At 37.1% G+C, this 5,060-nt stretch carries 6 protein-coding genes; 2 read left to right on the top strand and 4 right to left on the bottom strand.

Annotated elements, in window-relative coordinates:
• Positions 1 to 405 precede the first annotated feature (405 nt).
• Complete coding sequence (locus AC4PR2_RS27370; protein WP_492175832.1) at positions 406 to 876, bottom strand: lytic transglycosylase domain-containing protein; 471 nt, start codon at positions 874 to 876, stop codon at positions 406 to 408.
• Positions 877 to 1,335: 459 nt separating this feature from the next.
• Between AC4PR2_RS27370 and AC4PR2_RS27365 the strand changes: the two genes are divergently transcribed.
• Entirely contained in the window at positions 1,336 to 1,734 is a 399-nt protein-coding gene (locus tag AC4PR2_RS27365; protein WP_492175831.1) for a relaxosome protein TraM, read from the top strand.
• Between the two features lie 350 nt (positions 1,735 to 2,084).
• Here AC4PR2_RS27365 and AC4PR2_RS27360 read toward each other — a convergent pair whose 3' ends face one another.
• The 3 genes from AC4PR2_RS27360 to AC4PR2_RS27350 are packed head-to-tail and all read right to left on the bottom strand — an operon-like array spanning position 2,085 to position 4,358.
• Positions 2,085 to 3,281 carry an MFS transporter gene (locus AC4PR2_RS27360; RefSeq protein ID WP_492175830.1) on the bottom strand — a complete coding sequence of 399 codons (1,197 nt, stop codon included), beginning with the start codon at positions 3,279 to 3,281 and terminating at the stop codon, positions 2,085 to 2,087.
• Positions 3,268 to 3,681 carry a VOC family protein gene (locus tag AC4PR2_RS27355; protein WP_492175829.1) on the bottom strand — a complete coding sequence of 138 codons (414 nt, stop codon included), beginning with the start codon at positions 3,679 to 3,681 and terminating at the stop codon, positions 3,268 to 3,270. The genes AC4PR2_RS27360 and AC4PR2_RS27355 overlap by 14 nt, the downstream gene beginning before the upstream one ends.
• Complete coding sequence (locus AC4PR2_RS27350; RefSeq protein ID WP_492175827.1) at positions 3,663 to 4,358, bottom strand: hypothetical protein; 696 nt, start codon at positions 4,356 to 4,358, stop codon at positions 3,663 to 3,665. Before AC4PR2_RS27350 ends, AC4PR2_RS27355 begins: the two co-directional genes overlap by 19 nt.
• Positions 4,359 to 4,518: 160 nt before the next feature.
• On the opposite strand from AC4PR2_RS27350, the gene AC4PR2_RS27345 reads away from it, so the two are divergent.
• The gene (locus tag AC4PR2_RS27345) at positions 4,519 to 4,926 is read left to right on the top strand and encodes a TraY domain-containing protein (RefSeq protein ID WP_492175826.1); all 408 of its coding nucleotides are present in this window, start codon (positions 4,519 to 4,521) and stop codon (positions 4,924 to 4,926) included.
• Positions 4,927 to 5,060: the final 134 nt, after the last annotated feature.

The following is a 5,060-nucleotide window of genomic DNA, read 5'->3' as shown; positions in this document are numbered from 1 at the left end:
TTAGACCTGGTAGAGCGGATAAACGATATAATAGCGAAACGATTCCCGAATACTCTGCCGACCAGAGTATGAAATACTAGGCGGGGTTTCCCCGCCGTTCCATTATATATATTGCGCGCTGTTCCGCTTTTTCCCCATTGAGGGGAAACGCGGAATATCCCCCGCCCGCCCGTCAAAAACATAAATGTTTTTGACCCGTCCGCCCCCAAGGGCTCCCTTATTACCCCTGACGTGTTCCACGTCAGATTGGGTTGGATATACCCTTCGGCCAGCCTTATACACATCCCCACAGGCAATGTTATTTCACCTTGCTCCGGTGAAATAACCGCTCCCGTTCGTAACCGGTCAGGATAGGCCGGTTACTCACTGGCTTTATTGCATGTGGATATGTGCATAAGGGCAGAGTCAGTTGATAACAGGCGGTTTTAGTTTTCCACTTTTTATGTCTTTATAAATACGGTCAATCTTCATTGCGTAGTTATATCTGTTGGATATGGTCTCCTGCCGATTTTTTACGCCGGCATTATACATACCTACGGCTAACCAACTCAGGCCGTATTGATTGAAGTTGCGTCTTAGTACCAGGGCGCCAACATGTATGCAAAGGCAGGGGTTATCTTTGAGTTGTTTTATCGATAGCAAGGGGTACTCTCGTTTGAAGCGATTGAGAGTGTTGGTGTTGATTTGCATGACACAATGATCGGAGCTGATGATTTTTCCCGTCTTGTCTCTGTTGTGATTGACCGCCGAGTTATTGAAACCGGATTCTCTAAATGCGATGGCGCGGAGATAGTCCGGATCTATACGATAGTAAGCACCCGCCCGATTGAAACAATCTGCGCGAACGTTACCACTGAAGAAAACCATAATTGCCATCAGTGCTGCCGCTATTCTACACATCATCGCAAGAGGCCCGTAAGGTATTAACTCAACGTAGGTTAATATTAACACAGGCGTATATGTAAAACTAGATTTTTCACACCACATGCAAAAATTTTATTTTTGATTTAGTCATTAATAAACAGTGGTTTACTGTACAGGTTGTCTGTTTTATATACGATTTCAGTCGTAACGACATGGTGCCTTGCAAGTAACTTCCGTAATACTGTGAAGTAACCTTTAAGTTATTACAATTTAATCAATGATGTATCGTGATTCTGTACCACGCAGTAACTTGGGTGTTACTAAGAAATCTGCGAAATTGATACCATGATTACTTCATGGTTCCTTGTAAGTTACTTGTTAGTTACTGCGAGGTGTGCTAATGGTTACTTCAATCAGGCCGTGCATTGTATAAATCACAACCACTTTTGCTAAATTTATGATAGGTAGACCATGGAAGAAATATCAAGAAGACCAAATCGAGTTAACCTTACAATACCTTATTCTTTCCTCGATGTTATAGACCGCCATGTCCAGGTTCGACTCGATGATGGCGAGACGAGAGAGACAGCTAACAGGTCTGCTTTTGTCATGGAAATGTTCAAACTAGGCCTTAGGGTCTATGAAAACAAAAAGGCGAAAGACGAAGGTCAACTGTCACTCGATGACAAGTTAAAAATGATAGCTCGTAACGTTCTGATATCATCTTATCTAAGTGAGGCTATCTATCATGTAAATAAAGATACTGCAGATCTAAGTAAAGTTAATAAGTCTGAGCATTACCTAGATCCAGATTTTTTAAGTATGGTTACAGAACGTATAAATGGTAAGTTAGCAGAGTATTTTAAATAGCAATAAATTTAACTCTTGAGGTAATTTGAAACTAGAGTATAATTTTAACTGAAATCGCTAACGGATGTGGTAGCAGCCACACCCGTTAGCTAACCAAGTACAACCTGTAAGGGAGGCTGTCATGGTTAACGTCGATCCTACTAAACTATCAACTTTTTTCAACCTTTTTCCTGAGCTCAACCAACGTCAGTGCAGATTGGTGCTTCTTTTGACTATGGGAGCATCTATTGAAGACTTGTCGGATATAGAAAAATGTACACCAAATAGTATAAGGAAATCACTAAGGGAAGCTCAGTCCAAACTCTCTATCAGCTCACAAAACTGTCTAAGAGTGGTGACTTTGAGTAGAATTATTTTCTTCCTTTCAAGCGGAATAGTTCCAAAAGCAGGTAAGGTATAGTGCTCAAACTAAATATAATTCCTATGTAAATAGGATTGTATTTATTGATTTGATTCACTATCAATGGAGTAATACCTCCAAATATGGACAAAGCAAGGTTATACCCCAGGCTCATAGATTTGTCTGAGTCTGGGTTTTCTTTTACTAGTTTTTTTGCTAAATGAGAGAGGATCATAGCTGATATAATAGTTATACCTATCCAGCTAGCTAGTGTAGCAGTTATATAATTGGAGTTTATGAAGTAGAATAAGGGTATAGATAGTACAACTAGTAGTATGTTACCTGATAAATACACATTTTCTTTATTTTTGTTATGTTTCCATACTTTTGCAGTAACAATTAGAATGGTGGAGGTTAGCAATGAAATATTTATCAACTGCAATACTACGGGGTTTATATTTTCACTGATTTTACTTGCGAGTTTCAAATAACAGAAGTTTTGTGCGTAAAAAATTATAGCAGCTGGTGCGACTATAAATATATTAAAGATTGTGTGTTTCAATGATATTTTTCTTCCCTTATAAAAAGTTATAGAAGAAATATCATCTTTAGGAAGGTTCTTTCTCATAAAGTAAGCAAGGATGATATTAGTTAGACCAATCAAAAAAGGTATTCGCCATCCAAAGTTTTGCATCTGATATTGATTAAGCATGTTGCTAAGGCACAGTACTACTATTATCGAAATAATACCTCCTATCATTGAGCTACATACAATAACCCCGCTCAAAAAGCTTTTCTCACCTTCCGTTTTACGTTCTCTGATGATATATGAAACTACTAAAGGGTATTCCCCTCCAAATGAAAAAGAGGTTAACAACTGAACTAAAAGGATATATATGGCTATTTTTTCACTATTGAGCTCTGTTGGTAATATACACATCGCGAAGGTGGCAAAACCACTTAAGCAGCTCGATACAAGCAAAGCATTTTTCCGACCTTTGTATTCTGCCAATTTCAGAAGTAGATATCCCCCAATAGGTCGAGCTAAGAACCTAATAGCAAATATGATCCACAAAATTGTTGAGGCATTTTCTTTATCAGTGCTTAAGAACGGTTCCAAATAAGGTGATAAAGCAGCAAATACAGCAATGTCGTAATATTCGATAACATTGCCCAGAAGTAATGAACTTCTCTTAGATAGCTTCATTGTAGTTCTCCAATACTTCAATTAAGTTTCCATCAGGATCTTTAACAAAAAAATATGAAAAAATCCCTGTTCTAGCCTTTTTTATATCGGTAGTGGAGTACCCTTTTTTATTGAATAAAACTCTGGCTCCCAAAACGTCTTCAACAGACAATGCCATGTGTGTATAACCTGGAGTTTCTAACGTAACTGAGGTTTTGGGAGATTCAAATTTTTTATATTCAAATAGCTCTAAATATAAACCTACTCCCTCTAACATCAATATTTTAACATCTCCACTCTCGTACTCACATTTGGGGGTGAAGCCAATATTTGTGTAGAATGATTTAGACTGCTCTAAATTAATGCATGTTATTGATATATGGTGTAATTGGCCCTTGATCATCAAATTATTTTCTTCCATTCAATTTTTTCAAACACCTTCGATAAAGGAAAGCCAGTACAGCCAAGTTTTTTTCGAATTTTATCTATTCTTTTCCTTTCACAGCTTTCGCTGCATTTATGCAAGAAAGCAATTTCTTTTACTGTTTTCAATCTCGTTAGATTTACTATTGTATCCCTCTCTATTTTGGTTAGATTTATCCATGACGGAACTCCTTCAGTTGTTCGTTCACAGGAAAATCTTATAGGAAGTGCGATTTCTTCGCCACAACGTTGGAAAACCTTGTTAGCACTTTCTCTAAAGAAAATTGTGCTATCATAGTTAACTAAAACATTATTTATAATGCTATAATCTGTTGAATTTATTGATATAACTTCATAGCCTTCGTCTGTTTCAATTGTTAGGTCTATTTTCCTTATCTTGTTAGGGTTATAAACCTCCAATAAATTCAGATAAGAGTTGTCATATGAACACCACTTCTTTATCCCAGGAGAAAGTCTCTGATCTAACTTTTTGTCAAAGTCATTTTCCCAATATCTGAGATGCCAAAGGTAGTTAGAGGATACAGCCTTTATATGTTTTTTTGATATATTTATATGTGCATATGATATATCTATAAATTGTAAGTTTAAGAGTTTACGCAACTCACTTGAAAATAAGCCTGATGCTTGTTCTTGCTTAGATGAATCTATATCCATGTTACCTCTAAGAAAGTTATTGCCACACTGAAACATAAGCTCAACTTAATGATCCTTTGCCATAAATAATTGATTTAGTCAAGGGGTAAAATTTACCCCTATCCTTCCTTGCGGGTTTTATTACACTACTCAGATGGGAAGATACATGGTACTGGTTTGAATGAATAGCATACAAGTTTTCAATACCAAAAGCAGCTCCAGAGGTGATTATAAAGCACTGATAAGTATCAGTATTTATCTACCAGATCATCATACTAACTTGCTCTATGACTCAGCTGTTTGTTCAACCCGCTCTAAGAGGCAAGAGGCAACGATAAGGCTAATTGATCATCTGAATGACTTCCCTTCTTTCAGTATGAAAGATAAGGATAATTACTACTCTCTTGTTAATGGTTTAGGCGGGGTGACGGGCATCAATCTGCAGATATCTGAAGTGCCTAATTTAATTTTAAACTTTTCTTCTCGCCAGCAGGGGCACTCTAAACGAATAGAGGCCGCTTTAAGGATTGTTGACCACTTAAATAGATTCGAATCAATCGCTTGTATTGGTAAGCGATTTGCTAGGTAGTCATAAAACCAAAAGCTAAAGGAGGTACACGAACCAGATTATTTAATTGTTTACACGCATATAAAAATTCATTTTTTCTTTTTTAACCTTGAGGAATTTCACCATGCAAGGAAAGTTAGCCTTGTACCTAAAGA

This window comes from Serratia sp. A07 (assembly GCF_058725505.1).
Note: the sequence above shows the minus strand (reverse complement) of the source record. Positions and strands in the feature narration are given on the sequence as shown.

Excerpts from the sequence above, each read along its gene's own strand:
- AC4PR2_RS27370 (WP_492175832.1), bottom strand. The coding sequence starts at position 876 with ATGGCAATTATGGTTTTCTTCAGTGGTAACGTTCGCGCAGATTGTTTC.
- AC4PR2_RS27365 (WP_492175831.1), top strand. The coding sequence starts at position 1,336 with ATGGAAGAAATATCAAGAAGACCAAATCGAGTTAACCTTACAATACCT.
- AC4PR2_RS27360 (WP_492175830.1), bottom strand. The coding sequence starts at position 3,281 with ATGAAGCTATCTAAGAGAAGTTCATTACTTCTGGGCAATGTTATCGAA.
- AC4PR2_RS27355 (WP_492175829.1), bottom strand. The coding sequence starts at position 3,681 with ATGGAAGAAAATAATTTGATGATCAAGGGCCAATTACACCATATATCA.
- AC4PR2_RS27350 (WP_492175827.1), bottom strand. The coding sequence starts at position 4,358 with ATGGATATAGATTCATCTAAGCAAGAACAAGCATCAGGCTTATTTTCA.
- AC4PR2_RS27345 (WP_492175826.1), top strand. The coding sequence starts at position 4,519 with ATGAATAGCATACAAGTTTTCAATACCAAAAGCAGCTCCAGAGGTGAT.